The sequence below is a fragment of the Streptomyces pseudoechinosporeus genome, from assembly GCF_054783935.1.
The window spans coordinates 437,880-452,813 of record NZ_BAAGPS010000009.1; the positions used below are offsets into that span (position 1 = coordinate 437,880).

The following is a 14,934-nucleotide window of genomic DNA, read 5'->3' on the forward strand; positions in this document are numbered from 1 at the left end:
GAGACACGGATGACGGGAATCCTGCACGGCTACCGGGTGGTGGACCTGTCCATCGCCATGGCGGGGCCGCTCGCGGCGATGCGCCTGGGCGACCTGGGCGCCGATGTGGTCAAGGTCGAACCGCCCGGCGGCGAATGGCAGCGGCACACTCCCGCCGGCGGCGCGAAGGGCGCACAGCTCAACGCCTCCTTCCTCGCCCTCAACCGCAACAAGCGCAGCCTCGCCGTCGACCTCAAGTCCGAGGCGGGCCGCGACGTGGTCCTCGACCTGGCCCGTGAGGCGGATGTCTTCCTGCAGAACTACCGGCCGGGAGTCGCCGAACGGCTCGGCATGGACTACGCCTCGATCCGCGCCGTCAACCCGGAGATCGTCTACGTCTCCATCTCCGGATACGGGGACACCGGACCGTATGCCACAAGGCCGGGCCAGGACCTCCTCCTGCAGGCCATAACCGGCGCCATGTACAGCGTCGGCCGCGCCGACGACCCGCCCGCGCCGTCCGGCACGTACGCGATCGACGCACTGACCGCGTACTCGGCGTTCGAGGGCGCGCTCGCCGCGCTGCTGCACCGCGAACGCACCGGAGAAGGCCAGCTGGTCACCGTCAACATGCTGGACGCGGCGATCGCCGCCCAGATGCAGGAGCTGTCGGTGTACACCGTCGGCGGCGTCCCGCAGACCCGCGGCAGCGAACCCCACGGCCACACCTATATCCGCGCTCCGTACGGGGTGTTCGCGACCAAGGACGGCTATGTGGCCCTCGCCATGCCGCCTCTCGACGCCCTCGCCGACGCCCTTGACGTGCCCGAACTGCGCGGCCTCGACACCGATGTGGCCGGTCACGACAGCCGCGACGAGATCACGGCCCTGGTCCGCCGACAGCTGCCGCACCGCACCACCGAGGAGTGGCTGCAGATCTTCGACGAGCGCGGCATCTGGGCCGGTCCGGTCCACGCGTACCCCGAGGTCCTCGCCGATCCGCAGGTGCGGCACAACCGCTCCTTCGTCACCTACCAGCACCCCGTGGAGGGCGAGGTCACCACGCCCGGCTTCCCGTACCGCTTCAGCTCCACACCGCCCGCGATCCACCGCGGCGCCCCGCTGACCGGTGAGCACACCCGGGAGATCCTCTGCGAACTCGGCTACTCCGAGCGGCAGTCGGACACCCTGCACGCCGAGGGCAGCGTGCGCTCCACGGAGCCCGTACACCCCCGCGAGACACCCCCACAGGCACCCGCCTCCGAGGAGGCCCGATGACCGCTCCGGCGACCCCCGCACCCCCGCACACCGCCACCCTGCGCGGCCTGACCTGGGATCACCCGCGCGGCTACGGCCCGCTCGACGAGCTCACCCGGCTCGACGCCTCCCTGCCGCCCGGCTGCGAGACCGTGGGCCGGCCGCTCAGCTGGGACCGCCAGCCGCTGTCCGGCTTCGAGTCGACACCGCTGGCCACCCTGGCCCCCACGTACGACCTCCTGGTCATCGACCACCCGGGCCTGGGCGCGGCGGTCGAATCCGGCTGTCTGCTCGCGATGGAGGACCTCTTCGGCCGGGCCGAACTCGACCGCTGGCGCGCGAGCGCCGTCGGCGCCAGCTACGACAGCTACGTCCTGGACGGCCGTACCTGGGCCCTGCCGCTCGATGCGGCGGCCCAGGTGAGCGCCCATCGCCCGGATGTTCTGGGCGCCGGTGATCTGCCTCGGACCTGGTACGAGGTAAGTGCACTGCCGTCCGGCGTGCCGCTCGCGCTCTGTCTGGGCGGCCCGCACGCCTTCCTCACCTTCTGCGCGATCAGCGTCGCCCTGGGGGAGGAGCCTTTCCAGGGGCCGGGAGTGGTGTCGCGCCGAGCGGGCCTCCTGGTACTCGACGTGATGGCCGAGCTGACCGCCCGCACCGCACCTCACCTGCGCACCGCCAACCCCATCGCTTTGCTGCGCGCGATGTCCGCGGGCGATGGACCCGCGTACTGCCCGCTGGTCTACGGATACGTCACCTACACCCGCGCCGGGCCGCACACCCTCGCCTTCGCCGACGCTCCCGCATGGCACCCGGGCGGCCGTCCCGGCAGCGTGCTCGGCGGCGCCGGACTCGCCGTCTCGGACCGCAACAGCGGCGACCCGGCCGCGCTCGACGCGGTCCGCGACCATCTGCGCCGGCTGCTCGCCGACCCCGTACAGCGCGAACTGTTCCCGGTGATGGGCGGCCAGCCCGCCGCCCGCGCCGCCTGGACGGACCCATGGACGAATGACCGCTGGGGCGGCTTCTACGAATCCACTCTCACCACCGTCGAGAGCGCCTGGGTGCGTCCGCGTCACACCGGCTACCCGGCGTTTCAGGAAGAGGCGTCCCGGCTGCTGCGTGAAGCTCTGACCCATGGAACCCCGCACGAAAAGCTCCTCGACCAGCTCGACCACTGCCACGACGAACACCGGAAGGCGGTGACCCGATGACCACGGCCGTAGTCACCGGTGCCGGCGGCGCGCTCGGCAGGGCGATCTCCCTGCGCCTGGCCCGCGACGGATACGACGTCCTGCTCCTCGACACCGACGCCGCCTCGCTCGATACGACCACGCAGGCGGTCAAGGAGACCGGCGCCGACACGCTCGCCCTCATTGTCGATCTGCGGGACGCCGACGCCATCGAGGGCGCGTTCACGGCCGCGGAGGACTCGCTCGGCCCGGTCGGTCTGCTGGTGAACAACGCGGCGATCTACCCGTCCCGCCCGTTCCTCGAGGTGCCGATCGCCGAGTACGACGACGTGCATGCCGTGAACCAGCGCGCGTACTGGCTGTGCGCACAGCGCGCGGCCCGGGCCATGACAGGAGGTGGCTCGATCGTCAATGTCGCCTCCCTCACCTGGCACGGCGTCTTGCCCAACCTCGCCGCGTACGTCGCCACGAAGGGCGCCGCCGTCGCCCTCACCCGCGCGCTGGCCCGTGAACTCGGCCCGCACGAGATCCGCGTCAACTGCGTCTCGCCCGGGGCATTCCCCACGGCCGCCGAGAAGATCCACGAGGACCCCGAGGCATACCAGGCCTTCGTCCTCGACCACCAGGCGCTCAAGCGCCGCGGCCGACCCGAGGAACTGGCAGCGGTGGTGGCGTTCCTGGCGGGACCGGAATCCTCGTTCGTGACCGGACAGACCATCGAGGTCAACGGAGGGTGGGTGATGGCGTGAAGCTCCACGGACAGCAGCTCGGCGCCCGCGAACTGGCCGCGCGTGCCGGAGAGTTGACGGCCGCCGGGGGAGTACGGCAGGTGACGCTCGCCGACGGCGCCGAACGCGGCATCCGCGCCCTGGAGTTCCGTACCGGCACCGGACTCGCCTTCGATGTGCTCGTCGACCGCTGCATGGACATCGGCGCGGCCGAACACTGCGGACACTCCTTCGGCTGGCGCTCGCGCACCGGCTTCCGTCATCCCGCACTGCACGAGCACGGCGACGAGGACGGCCTGTCGTGGCTGCGCTCCTTCTCCGGCCTCACCGTGACCGGCGGCCTCGACCACACCCTCTTCGGCGGCGAGGTCGAGGCGAGCGGCTACCGCTACCCGCCGCGCGAGTCCGTACGCCATGGACTGCACGGCCGCGTCGCCAACCTGCCCGCCCGGCTCACCGGTTACGGCGAACGCTGGGAAGGCGAGCGGTGCGTCCTGTGGGCCGAGGGCGAGATACGGCAGGCCGCCGTCTTCGGCGAGAACCTCAACCTGACCCGACGTATCGAAACCGACCTCGGCGGCGACGAGATCCGGCTCACCGACACGGTCACCAACCCCGGCTTCGACCCGATGCCGCACATGTTCCTCTACCACATCAACCTCGGCTGGCCGCTGCTCGACGAAGGCAGCCGGTTCCTCGCCCCGGTGGCCAAGACGGTCTGGCAGGCCGACAGCGTCACCGAACAGGGCGTCGACCACCGGACGCTGCCCGCCCCGCTGCCGGGGTTCGTCGAGCAGGTCTACGAGCACGAGCTGGCCGACCTCGGCGCCGGCTGGACCGGAGCCGCGCTGGTCAACGACCGGCTCGCCCTCGCCGTGAGCGTCGAGTGGGAACGTGCCGCGTTCCCGTGCTTCTTCCAGTGGCTCAATCTGCGCGCCGGTGACTACGCGGTCGGCCTCGAGCCCTCCACGCATCACGTCGCCGGTGACGCCGCGGCCCGTGCCGACGGCTCGATGATCTGGCTCGGCCCCGGCGAGTCCCGCACGTACAGCACCCGCTTCCGTGTCCATCGCGGCGAGGCCGAACTCGCGGCCCTGGCCGAACACTTGGAGACCGACGATGCCTGAACTCTCCAGACGTCATGTCCTCGCCGCCGCCGGAGCCGGCGCGGCCGCCACCGCCCTGCCCGTCTTCCCCGCCTCGGCACAGCCCCATACCGCCGCGGACGCAGCGCCCGACCCCGGCAACCCGATGCGCCTGTGGTACCGCGGCCCCGCGACCGAGTGGCTCCAGGCGCTGCCCGTCGGCAACGGCCGGATCGGAGCAATGGTGTTCGGCGGCACCGACACCGAACGGCTCCAGCTCAACGAGGACAGCCTGTGGGCGGGCGGCCCGCACGACTACGCGCGCCCCGACGGCGTCGAGTACATCGACGAGATCCGTCGTCTGGTCATCGCCGAGAAGTGGAACCAGGCACAGCAGCTCGCCGACGCCCACTTCCTCGGCACCCCTTCCGAACAGTGCGCCTACCAGGTGCTCGGCAACCTCGAGCTCGCCCTCGCCGCCACAGGTGAAGTGACCGAGTACGAGCGCGAGCTGGACCTCGAGACCGCCGTCACCAAGGTGTCGTACGTACGCGGCGGAGTGCGCCACACCCGCGAGGTGTTCGCCAGCGGACCCGACCAGGTGATCGCCGTCCGCCTGACCGCGGACACCCCGGCCTCCATCGGCTTCACGGCCCGCTTCAACACACCGCAGAACGCCGAGTCCTCGGCGGTGGACGAGCGGACCGTGGCACTCGACGGCGTGAGCGGTGACTGGTACGGGCTCAAAGGGTCCGTACGCTTCCGTGGGGTTGTCAGGGCCATGGCGGACGGTGGTGAGGTGAGCACGTCCGCGGACGGCACACTGACCGTCACGGACGCCGACTCGGTCACCTTGCTGATCTCCCTGGCCACCAGCTACCGCAACTACCTCGACGTCGGCGCCGACCCCGCCGAACGCGCCCGCCGCCACCTTGACCCCGCGACCGGGCGCTCCTACAAGGAGCTGCGCGCCCGCCATGTCGCCGACTACCGGCGCCTGTTCACCCGCGTCGGCATCGACCTGGGCACCTCGGAGCGCACCGCCCTGCCCACCGACGAACGCATCCCGCTCTTCACCGACGGCCGCGACCCCCAGCTGGCCGCGCTCTACTTCCAGTACGGCCGCTACCTGCTCGCCTCCTGTTCCCGCTCGCCCGGCCAGCCCGCCAATCTGCAGGGCCTGTGGAACGAGTCGATGACGCCCAACTGGGAGTCCAAGTACACCGTCAACATCAACTTCGAGATGAACTACTGGCCGGCGGGCCCCGCCAACCTCGCCGAGTGCTGGGACCCCGCCGTCCGGATGATCCACGAGATCGCCGAGTCCGGCGCACGTACGGCCAAGGCCCTTTACGACGCGCCCGGTTGGGTGCTGCACCACAACACCGACGGCTGGCGCGGCACCGCACCGGTCGACTACGCCCAGTACGGGATATGGCCGACCGGCGGCGCATGGCTGTGCGTGATGCTGTGGGACCACTACACGTACACCGGAGACCTCGACGCGCTGCGCGACAACTACCGGGTCATCAAGGGAGCCGTCGAGTTCTTCCTCGACACCCTCACGGAGGACGCGAAGACCGGCTACCTGGTCACCAACCCCTCGCACTCGCCAGAGGTCTCCCACCACGAGGACGAGGGCGAGAGCGTCAGCATCTGCGCCGGGCCCACCATGGACATGCAGCTCCTTCGGGACCTCTTCGACATCTTCCGCAAGGCCGCGCGGCTGCTCGGCAAGGACCCCGCGATGGCCGATCGGGTCGCAGAGGTACAGGGCCGCCTCGCCCCCAACAAGATCGGCTACCTCGGGCAGATCCAGGAGTGGCTCGAGGACTGGGAGGAGGCGGCGCTGGTCCGCCACCGTCATGTCTCCCAGCTGTACGGACTGTTCCCCAGTGAGCAGATCACCCCGCGCAGGACACCCGAGCTGGCCGCGGCCGCCCGCAAGACCCTGGAGCTGCGCGGTACTTCGGGCACCGGCTGGTCCCTCGCCTGGAAGATCAACTTCTATGCCCGGCTGCTCGACCCGGACCTCGCCTACAAGCGGCTCAGCGAACTCCTGACCCCCGCGCGCACCGCGCCCAACCTGTTCGATTTGCATCCGCCGTTCCAGATCGACGGCAACTTCGGCGGTATCTCGGGCATCACGGAGATGCTGCTGCAGAGCCACTCCGACGAGGTGGCGCTGCTGCCCGCGCTGCCCTCGGCCTGGCCGAGCGGATCCTTCCGCGGACTGCGGGCACGAGGCGGCTTCGAGATCGACCTGGAGTGGCAGGACGGCGCCCTGCAGTCGGCCGTCATCCGTTCCCTGTCCGGTCAGCCGCTCCGGGTCCGCACCCCCCACCCCGTCGACGTCGAGGGAGCCTTCGCCGAGCGTCCCGAACCGCTGGTGGTGTCCTTCGCCACCCGCCCCGGCGCCGAGTACCACCTGAGAGCCGTGCAGCAGGGTCACCGAGTCGACAAGGAGCAACGAACGTGACAGACGTCAACGGAAACCCCGCGCCACGTACCCCGCTCGGCCGCCGGTCCTTCGTGATCGGCACCGGCACGGCTCTGGGCGCGGCCGCGCTGGCCGGCTGGCCGGTGGGCACGACCCCGGCCTACGCGGCCCCGTTCCCCGAGCCGTCCGCCGACAGACTGCCCGCGTTCCCGGGCGCCCTGGGCGGCGGCATGTACGCCACGGGCGGCCGGGACGGCGAGGTGTACGAGGTCACCAACCTCGATGATGCCGGGCCGGGTTCGCTGCGCGACGCGGTCTCGGCCGACAACCGCACCGTCGTCTTCCGGGTCTCGGGCACCATCCAGCTCGAGGGCGGCCTCGACATCACCGGCTCCAATCTCACGATCGCCGGTCAGACCGCACCCGGCGGCGGGATCTGCGTGGCCGGCAACGAGACCGAGATCAAGGGCAGCAACATCATCCTGCGCTATCTGCGCTTCCGCGCCGGCGACCTGCTCGGCACCGGGATCGACTGCTTCGGCATGGAGCAATGCGAGAACGTCATCATCGACCACTGCTCGTTCAGCTGGGCCGTGGACGAGAACTGCTCGCCGTACAAGAACAAGAACGTCACCGTCCAGTGGTGCATCATCTCCGAGCCGCTGACCATGTCGCGCCACGAGAAGGGACGGCACGGCTTCGGTGGCATCTGGGGCGGCGACAACGTCGCGTACCACCACAACCTGCTGGTCCACAACGGTGGCCGCAATCCGCGCTTCGGCTTCGAGGAGGGCCTGCTTCAGCAGGTGGACCACCGCAACAACGTGATCTACAACTACGGCTACACCTCCTGCTACGGCGGCGAGTGGGCCGAGGGCATCAACATCGTCGGCAACTACTACAAGCCGGGCCCGAACACGCTCGCCGAAGTGGCGCCGGTCGTCGTGCGCCCCGACCGCTTCGGCGCCTGGTACGTGCAGGGCAATGCCATCGAGGGCCACGACGAGGTGACCGAGGACAACCGCAAGGGTGTCGAGCTGAACGTCGGCGGGATCACCCTGCTCGACCAGCCCGTCGCGCTGCCCTACCCGCTGCCGGAACAGAGTGCGCAGGACGCATTTGAAGCCGTTCTGAACGGGGCCGGGGCGATACTGCCGCGGCGTGACGCGATCGACGCACGGATCGTCGCCGACGTCCGCAACGGCACCGGACGAATGATCAACTCCCAGTGGGAGGTGGGCGGCTGGGTGCCGCTGGTCTCCACCAAGCCGCCGGTGGACTCCGACCACGACGGCATCCCTGACGACTGGAAGGGCGAGGCCGAGGGCGGTTACACGCGCCTGGAGACCTACCTCAACTCGATCGGGCGCACCGGCGGCGACAACCCCGAGGTCACCATCACCTCCCCGGCGCAGAACCAGGTCTACGCCGGTACGGGCACCACCGCCGACATCACCATGGAGGTCGATGCCAAGGCCGCCGGCGACGCGACGATCGCCACGGTCGAGTACTACGCGGCGGAGAAGAAGCTGGGCGAGACCACCCAGGCTCCGCATACCTTCACCTGGAAGGGAGCCCCGGACGGCACCCACTACCTCACGGCCCGCGCCACCGACTCGACCGGCACGGCCACCACGTCCACGGGCACCCCTGTGCACGTCAACCACACGACGGCCACTACGCCGTGGCGCGTGAAGAACATCGGCAAGGTGCCCATCCCCGGCGCCGCCGCCATCGAGGGCGGAAAGGTCACGCTCAAGGGCTCCGGCAAGATCAAGGGCCGCAAGGACGCGTTCACCTTCCTGCACCAGCCGCTCACCGTTCCCGACGACGAGGTCACCGAGATCGTGGCCCGGATCGACTCGCTCGACGCCGTGTACGAGGGGGTGTTCGCCGGCCTCATGGTCCGCGAGAACCTGACGCAGGACTCGGCGTTCCTGGCGCTCGGCGTCATGTACGTCGACGGCGGGCTCAAGGCGCGCGGCATGCGCATCGGCCGCTACGGCACACAGATGTCGATCAGCGACTTCCCGTGGGACGAGGACGAGCACCTGAACGACCTGCCGTACTACCTGCGCATCACCAAGCGCGGCGACGAGCTGCAGGGGCATATCTCCTCGGACGGGCTCAACTGGGGCAGCCACGTCGTCTACGAGCGGATCCCCATGGCCGAGCGCGTCCACATGGGGCTCGTCGTGGACGCGAACAAGGAGGCGAACGCCATCGCCAACTACTGCACGGCGACGTTCAGCCGGCTGCAGATCAACAAGTGACCGTACGTTCCGGGTGAACGGGCCCGCCCCGGCTGCCGGGGGCGGGCCCGTTCGCGTCAGCCGGACGTCAGCGGCATCCACACCCGCATCGCTCCGTCACCGCGGTTGTCCCACTGGAAGTAGGGCACCGCGGTGGCGGTCGTGGGGCGACGGGTGTCGGTGGCGTGGGGGCCGCCGAGCCTGCGGTACGGGAGGCCGCCCTCGTGGTCGCCCGAGACGGCCACCGCTTCGGTGCGCAGGGTGACGGTGGGGCCGATGCCGTCGAGGGTGGTGTGCTCCACTTCGATGCGGCTCGTGTCCAGGAGCGCCAACTCGTCGACGGCGACGTCCTGTTCCTGGTCGGTCTGCTCGAAGCAGTACACCAGCGGGCCGCGCTCCAGGGCTGCGCAGCCGCGCACGGCGTCGATCCTGGGGTGGGGCACGGTGAGCCGTGGCGTCATGTCCAGGTGGAGCGTGAGCGTCTCGCCCGCTCGCCAGGTCCGGCGTATGAGGGCGTACCCCTGCCCGTCCGCCGAGACCGGCCGGCGTTCACCGTCGATCTCGAGCTCGGTCCGCGTGGACCAGGGCGGGATCCGCAGGGCGAGGGACCACGGCCCGGGCGGGGCCTCGTCGACGGTGAGCGTGATAGCCCCCTGCCACGGGTACGCGGTCTCGACCCGCAGGCCGAGCGTCCCGTCGGCGAACGGCAGCGACAGGTCCATCGGCGCGTACTGCTGCAGATACAGCACCTCGCCCCGCTCGTCACGGCCGGTCGTCACGGCATAGTGCTCGAGGGACGCCACCAGACGGGTCACCGCGGGCGGACAGCAGGCGGAGTAGAACCACTCGTCGCGACAGCGAGGATCGCCCACCGCGTCCGCGTGGTCGGGTCGCCGCTGCAGCGGATTGCCCTTGTAGTACGTCCGGCCGTCGGCCGAGCGGGCCGCGCCGAACGCGTTGTACAGCGTGCGCTCGATGAGGTTGCCATAGCGCCCGTGGCCGGTGGCGAGCAGCAGCCGCCAGCTCCACTGGATGCTCGCCGCCGAGGCGCAGGTCTCGTTGTACGCGAGGTCGGGCGGCAGCTCGTACCGCTCGCCGAACACCTCGCCGACCTGCCGCGAACCCAGGCCGCCGGTCAGTGCCGTCCGGGTCGCGACCATGTCCTGCCAGCGGGCGGCCGAGGCGTCGAGGAGTGTGTCGTCGCGGGTCTCGACGGCGACGTCGACGATCCCGGCCTCCAGATACAGGCCGCGTACGGCATGTCCGGTGACGGTGGGCGCCTCGCGCACCGGCAGATGGTCCTGACGGTGGCGTACGCCGTGCTTGTGGGGCCCGACGAGTCCGCGTCCGCGCCGCTCGACGAAGGCGGAGGCCAGGCGCAGGTAGCGGTCCGCGCCGGTGACCCGGTACAGCTCCACCAGCGCGGTCTCGACCTCGGGGTGGCCGTCCAGCCCCGGCCCTGGGTCGTCGAGGAAGACAGCACACAGGTGGTCGGCCAAGCGCCGTGCCACGGCCAGGAGTTGGGTGTCACCGAGCGTGCGGTGAGCGGCGACGGCGGCCTGCAGCAGATGTCCCGCGGAGTAGTGCTCATGGCTGTCGACCAGCCTGGTGTAGCGGCCTTCCGGGTCGGCCACTTGGTGATACGAGTCCAGATAGCCGTCGTCGTCCTGGGCCCGCGCCAGCAGGCGGGCCGTGCTGTCGGTGAACTCGGTCAGGGTGGAGTCGTGCCCGTGGGCGAGGTCCCAGGCGGCGGACTCCAGGACCTTGTACACATCGGAGTCCATATAGGGCGGGCCACGGAACTCGCCCTCCGCCTCACCCGCGGCGATCCGCAGATTGCTCAGATTGCCGGCCCGCTCGAGCCACTTGAGGGCGAGAGGCAGGCTGACGGAGCGATTGACCTGCTGCCAGCGGTGGAGGGGGCCGCCGGTCAGGGCTGCGCGGTACGGGGTGGGCGGACGGTGGGCGGTTCGGGCGTCGGGGGAGGGCAGGGCTGGTCCGTTCATGGGCACCTTCGTCCGAGGGCAGGGGAGGCGACTACGTGCGGGCCGAGCAGGAGTGGGCGACGGCGGAAGGGCAGGGGGCTACATCCGCGGCCTCACAAGGAAAGCGATCGTCTGGTCGCGTACGCGAAGAATGTGCGCCTCGAGCAGATCACGGGCGACCAGCCGGTCCCCGCGCTCCAACGCGTCGACGATGCCCCGGTGTTCGGCGACCGCAGCGTTCAGCCGGGGAGCCGTGATCGGGGCCTCCATACCGGTGCGCGTCACATGGATGCTCAAGTGCAGATCGTCGTGCAGCTCCAGAAGGCGCGGCAGACCGCCGAGCTCCACCAGGGCGCGGTGGAAGCGGCTGTCGTTCTCCCGGAACTCGATATAGCGCTCACGGTCCTCCAGGGATACACGGGCCAGCTCCTCCGCCTCCTCCACTAGCTCCCGCAGCCGCGCGGGCGGCTCACGGTCCGTGTGCTCGGCGAACAGCCGCAGGCTGTGCGACTCCAGCATCAGCCGCAGCTCGAACAACTCGTACAGGCTGGACAGCGAGGGGATGGCGACCGTGAAGCCCGCCGTGGAGTCGTACGCGAGCAGGCCGCGCTCATAGAGTCGACCGACGGCGCTGCGCACCGGCGTGCGGCTCATGCCGAGCTTGCGGGCGAACTCCCTTACCGGCACGGGCTGTCCAGGGGAAGGGTGCTCCTTGGTCAGCCACTCCACGAGAGCCTGCCGGGCCTGCGACTCAAGACTCTCGTCCGAGCCGGCCGCGGCGACGGGCGCCGACGCGGCCTGGTCCTTCTGGCTCTGCTCCTTGCGGGCCGAAGCCGTCGCTCGCGGTGTCATGCCGTCCTCCCCTGGGGCTGTGCGCGTACCGCCCCGGCCGGCTGCGGGCAAGGGCTTCGCTGCATGGTATGCCGCTGGTAGACCGCTTGTCTGCGGTTCGTGCAGTGGCCGTAGATTCTCAACGCACAGGGATTGACGCTGAGTTCACGTGCCGCACACACTCGTGGCATACCACCGACATGCCTATGGGGTGCCCATGCAGTCGCACCAATTGCACGGCATCATCGCCCCCACCGTGCTGCCTCTTCGGGCGGACAGAGCGATGGACGAGTCATCACTGGAATGCCACCTTCGTCATCTGTGCGACGCGGGTGTACACGGACTCTGGATCAACGGCACGACCGGGGAGTTCCACGCCCTCGACACCGACGAGCGCGCGGCCGTCGTACGGGTGGCCGCGAAGGCGGCAGAAGGCCGGATCCCCGTGGTCGCCCATGTCGGCGACGCCGCGACCAGGCTCGCGGTGCGCAACGCACGCGCCGCCCTTGCCGCGGGAGCCGACGAACTGGCCGTCATCGCGCCGTACTTCGCGGAGTTCACCCGTGAGGAACTGCGCGACCACTACCGCTCGATCAGCGAGGCGGTCGGCCGCCCCCTGTACGCGTACCACATGCCCCAGCTCACCAAGTCCGGCCTGACCGCCGAGTGCGTCCTGCAGCTCGCCTCGGAAGGTGTGCTCGCCGGCATCAAGGACAGCGACGGCGACCTCGCATGGTTCCGCCGTCTTGTGCGCGAGGCGGCGGCGCGGGAGCTGCGGCTCGCCTGCTTCACGGGCGGCAGCAGCATCAGCGATGTCTCGCTGCTCGCGGGCGCCGCCGGCGCCACCTCATCCCTGGCCAACCTGACACCACGCCACCTCGTCGCGCTGTACGACGCGGCGAGAGCGGGCCGCTGGGAGCAGGTGCGCCGTATGCAGGACCAACTGGAGGACCTCGCAGAGGCGATGCGCGCCGCGCGTCGCGCCCCCACACTCTCCGCGGTCGTCAGCACGTACAAGTTCGTTCTCGCCGCCCTCGGCCGGATCGAGGCCGGGCACGCCGCAGAGCCGCTGGCCCGGCTGCACGAGGACGAGAAGCGACAGCTCGCCTCGACGGTGGTTCCGATGATCCGTGAACTCGAGTCGGCGGCCCATGCGAAGGAGCGCGGAGATGACAACTGACCGGAGCAACGGCCGTCCCTTGCACAGACGGCACATTCTGCAGGCCGGCGCGGGCCTGGCGGTGGCGGTGGCCGCCTCGGGCTGCGGGTTCTTCGATACGGACCCGGACAGCGGCGACAATTCCGGCGGCGCCAAGGGGGAGGAGGCGCCGGACCTGAAGAAGCAGGCCGACGCTGGGAAGCTGCCGAAGGTGGCCGAGCGCCTCCCCGACAAGCCCCTGGTGCTCAAGCCGCTGGAGGAGACAGGCGTCTACGGCGGCACTTGGCACTCCGCGATGATCACGCAGGAGAACGCGGACTGGCTGGACATGAGCCTGGGCTACGAACGCTTGCTCGCGTGGGCGCCCGTGTGGCAGGGAGTGTCGAAGACGAAGATGCTGCCGAACATCTGCGAGAAGTACGAAGTCGTGGACGGCGGCCGGGAGTTCGTCTTCCATCTGCGCAAGGGACTGAAGTGGTCCGACGGCGAGCCGGTCACGGTCGAGGACTTCGAGTTCACCTTCAACGACTTCAACGTGGACAAGAAACTGCACGCGTACGGCACGTACGAGCTGTGGCTCTCCAAGTCCGGCAAGCCCGCCCGCTTCGAGATCGTCGACGACCTCACGGTCAAGTACGTCTACGAGGAGCCCAAGCCGGGATTCCTGGAAGAGGTGGCGGGCACCTCGGGCGTCCACATGGTGCTGCCGAAACATTTCCTGAAGCAGTTCCACGTCAAGTACAACAAGGATGCGGAAGCCGCCGTCAAGAAGGCCGGCAGCTCGGACTGGATCACCTTCTTCGCGGAGACCGCCGCCGATCCCTGGCGCAATCCGGGGCTGCCCACCCTCAACGCCTGGCTTCCGAAGAACGCGGTCACCAAGGGCAGCCAGGTCGTCTGCGAGCGCAACCCCTACTACTGGAAGGTCGACCCGGACGGCAGCCAACTGCCGTACATCGACAAGGTCGTGGTCGACATCCTGCAGGAGGTGGAGGTCGAGGTCCTCAAGATTTCCAACGGTGATCTGGACATGCAGCTCTACCAGTTCGGCACCGTACGCAACAAGCCGGTGATCGTCCGCAATCGCACCAAGGGCGGCTACCGCGTCATCGATGTCGAGCCCGACGCGGCCAACACGATGATCATCGGCTTCAACCAGACCCACCCGGACAAGAAGAAGCGCGCGCTCTACGCCAACAAGGACTTCCGCATCGGGCTCTCGCACGCGATCAACCGACAGAAGATCATCGAGACCGTCTTCGCGGGACAGGGCGAGCCGTGGCAGGCCGGCCCGAACCACGGCCACGAGCTGTACAACGAGGAACTGGGCACCCAGTACATCGAGTACGACGTCGACAAGGCCGACGAGTACCTCGACAAGGCGGGTTTCACCAAGCGCAACGGCGACGGCATCCGCCTGACCCGGGACGGCGATCCCGTCGCGTTCACCGTTCTCGTCGTCTCCGAGATGGCCGACCAGGTCGACGCGATGGACATGATCCGCGAGGACTGGCGCAAGGTCGGCGTGCAGGCCACCGTCTCGCGGATTGCCGAGACCCTGTACTGGGAGCGGGTCGAGGACGGCAAGGCGGAGGCGTCCACCTGGGACTGCAACAACTTCGACCTGCGCACCGGCACCGGCGGCAACCACTACTACCTGCCCAACAACCCGCGCGGCTCCTCCCGCTTCGGCGGCGAATGGGCCAAGTGGTACATCCGTGAGAAGGGCGACGGCGAAGAGCCCCCGGCCCGGATCAAGGAGCAGCTGGAGCTCTTCGACAAGATGCGCGCGACCTTCGACACGGACGAGGCACTGCGGTACGCCAAGCAGGTCCTGGAGATCACGAAGGAGCAGTTCTACTACATCGGCATCTCGACACCGCCGCAGGACTACGGCATCGCGAAGACGAACCTGATCAACGTGCCCAAGTCGTTCCACGCCTCCGGCTTCCACCAGGCGCCGGGACCCTCCAACCCCAGCACGTACTTCTTCAAGGGCAAGGCCTGACGGCCGGACAGGAGGGA

General features: G+C 69.6%; 10 protein-coding genes. 8 read left to right on the forward strand and 2 right to left on the reverse strand.

Annotated features, from left to right (window positions below; translation table 11 throughout):
- The first annotated feature begins 9 nt into the window (after window positions 1–9).
- From ACYVO6_RS13580 to ACYVO6_RS13605, 6 genes are read left to right on the forward strand one after another with little or no spacing between them, the layout of a single operon-like run.
- Complete coding sequence (locus ACYVO6_RS13580) at window positions 10–1,257, forward strand: CaiB/BaiF CoA transferase family protein (RefSeq protein WP_461060769.1); 1,248 nt, start codon at window positions 10–12, stop codon at window positions 1,255–1,257.
- The gene (locus ACYVO6_RS13585; RefSeq protein WP_461060771.1) at window positions 1,254–2,450 is read left to right on the forward strand and encodes a carbohydrate ABC transporter substrate-binding protein; all 1,197 of its coding nucleotides are present in this window, start codon (window positions 1,254–1,256) and stop codon (window positions 2,448–2,450) included. Before ACYVO6_RS13580 ends, ACYVO6_RS13585 begins: the two co-directional genes overlap by 4 nt.
- Window positions 2,447–3,178 carry an SDR family NAD(P)-dependent oxidoreductase gene (locus ACYVO6_RS13590; RefSeq protein WP_461060773.1) on the forward strand — a complete coding sequence of 244 codons (732 nt, stop codon included), beginning with the start codon at window positions 2,447–2,449 and terminating at the stop codon, window positions 3,176–3,178. Before ACYVO6_RS13585 ends, ACYVO6_RS13590 begins: the two co-directional genes overlap by 4 nt.
- On the forward strand, window positions 3,175–4,284 hold the full coding sequence (locus tag ACYVO6_RS13595) for an aldose 1-epimerase family protein (protein ID WP_461060775.1): 1,110 nt from the start codon (window positions 3,175–3,177) through the stop codon (window positions 4,282–4,284). The genes ACYVO6_RS13590 and ACYVO6_RS13595 overlap by 4 nt, the downstream gene beginning before the upstream one ends.
- Window positions 4,277–6,721: a glycoside hydrolase family 95 protein gene (locus ACYVO6_RS13600; RefSeq protein WP_461060777.1), complete on the forward strand. Its 2,445-nt coding sequence runs from the start codon at window positions 4,277–4,279 to the stop codon at window positions 6,719–6,721. The genes ACYVO6_RS13595 and ACYVO6_RS13600 overlap by 8 nt, the downstream gene beginning before the upstream one ends.
- Complete coding sequence (locus ACYVO6_RS13605) at window positions 6,718–8,955, forward strand: Ig-like domain-containing protein (RefSeq protein ID WP_461060779.1); 2,238 nt, start codon at window positions 6,718–6,720, stop codon at window positions 8,953–8,955. The genes ACYVO6_RS13600 and ACYVO6_RS13605 overlap by 4 nt, the downstream gene beginning before the upstream one ends.
- 56 nt (window positions 8,956–9,011) lie before the next feature.
- Here the strand turns inward: ACYVO6_RS13605 and ACYVO6_RS13610 are convergent, their stop codons facing one another.
- Both ACYVO6_RS13610 and ACYVO6_RS13615 read right to left on the reverse strand, forming a co-directional pair.
- Complete coding sequence (locus tag ACYVO6_RS13610; RefSeq protein ID WP_461060781.1) at window positions 9,012–10,940, reverse strand: glycoside hydrolase family 127 protein; 1,929 nt, start codon at window positions 10,938–10,940, stop codon at window positions 9,012–9,014.
- A gap of 78 nt (window positions 10,941–11,018) precedes the next feature.
- Complete coding sequence (locus tag ACYVO6_RS13615; protein WP_461060783.1) at window positions 11,019–11,771, reverse strand: GntR family transcriptional regulator; 753 nt, start codon at window positions 11,769–11,771, stop codon at window positions 11,019–11,021.
- A gap of 196 nt (window positions 11,772–11,967) precedes the next feature.
- Here ACYVO6_RS13615 and ACYVO6_RS13620 point away from each other — a divergent pair, with 196 nt between their 5' ends.
- Window positions 11,968–12,930: a dihydrodipicolinate synthase family protein gene (locus tag ACYVO6_RS13620; RefSeq protein ID WP_461060785.1), complete on the forward strand. Its 963-nt coding sequence runs from the start codon at window positions 11,968–11,970 to the stop codon at window positions 12,928–12,930.
- Complete coding sequence (locus ACYVO6_RS13625) at window positions 12,920–14,917, forward strand: ABC transporter substrate-binding protein (protein WP_461060787.1); 1,998 nt, start codon at window positions 12,920–12,922, stop codon at window positions 14,915–14,917. Before ACYVO6_RS13620 ends, ACYVO6_RS13625 begins: the two co-directional genes overlap by 11 nt.
- Window positions 14,918–14,934 lie beyond the last annotated feature (17 nt).